General features: G+C 75.2%; 1 protein-coding gene. It reads left to right on the forward strand.

The genetic code is table 11. The features are described from left to right. Positions 1-208: 208 nt before the first annotated feature. Positions 209-790, forward strand: coding sequence for a protein-disulfide reductase DsbD domain-containing protein (locus AC2W7C_RS18590; protein ID WP_486002666.1), 582 nt, complete (start codon positions 209-211; stop codon positions 788-790). Positions 791-794 lie beyond the last annotated feature (4 nt).

Raw genomic sequence — 794 nt, forward strand, 5'->3', positions numbered from 1 at the left:
CGGCCTTCGAGGTCCTGGCGGTCGGCGACGAGGGCGCGGTGGACGGCGCAGGGCGCCAACGAGCCGATGCGCCGGCGCACCGAGGTCGTGGTCGAAGCCTCGCCGCGCTCCTAGATCCGGGCTGAGGCGACGCGCCGCTGCCCGCGGGCGGTGACGGGGCGACCCTGGACCGGCTAAGGTCGGGCGTCGTCCCGCACGAGGCCCCCGCTTGCGCCTGCTGTCCCGAATCCTGATGGTCCTGGCCCTGGCGTTCGCGCCCGGGATCGCGACGGCGCAGGCCCCGTCCCAGCCGAAAGCCCAGGAAACGGCCGGGCCGCAGCGCACCGAGCGGATCGAGGCCGAACTGGTCGCGATGTCGCGATGGGCCGCGCCGGGATCGACCGCCGTGGTCGCCATCCGCCAGAAAATCCAGCCGGGCTGGCACACCTACTGGCGCAATCCGGGCGACTCGGGCGGCCCGACCACCCTGACCTGGAGCCTGCCGGACGGCGTCCGGGCCGGCGACATCGTCTGGCCCCTGCCCGAGCGGCAGCGGCTGCAGGGCCTGGTCAACTACGGCTACCAGGACGCCGTCTACCTGCCGGTCCCGATCGAGGTTCCGGCGAGCGCGCGGCCGGGCGCGCCCCTGCCCCTGACGGTCAAGGCGCTGTTCCTGGTGTGCAGCGACGAGATGTGCGTGCCGGACGAGCTGACGCTGCGGCTGGACCTGCCGGTGCGCGAGGGTGCGGCGCCCCTGGACCCAGCGCACGGCGCGGCGATCGCCCGCCGATGCCGCCGGTGGCGCCGGTGACGAG

It is taken from the genome of Brevundimonas sp. CURTG3B2_SDJG, assembly GCF_057364705.1.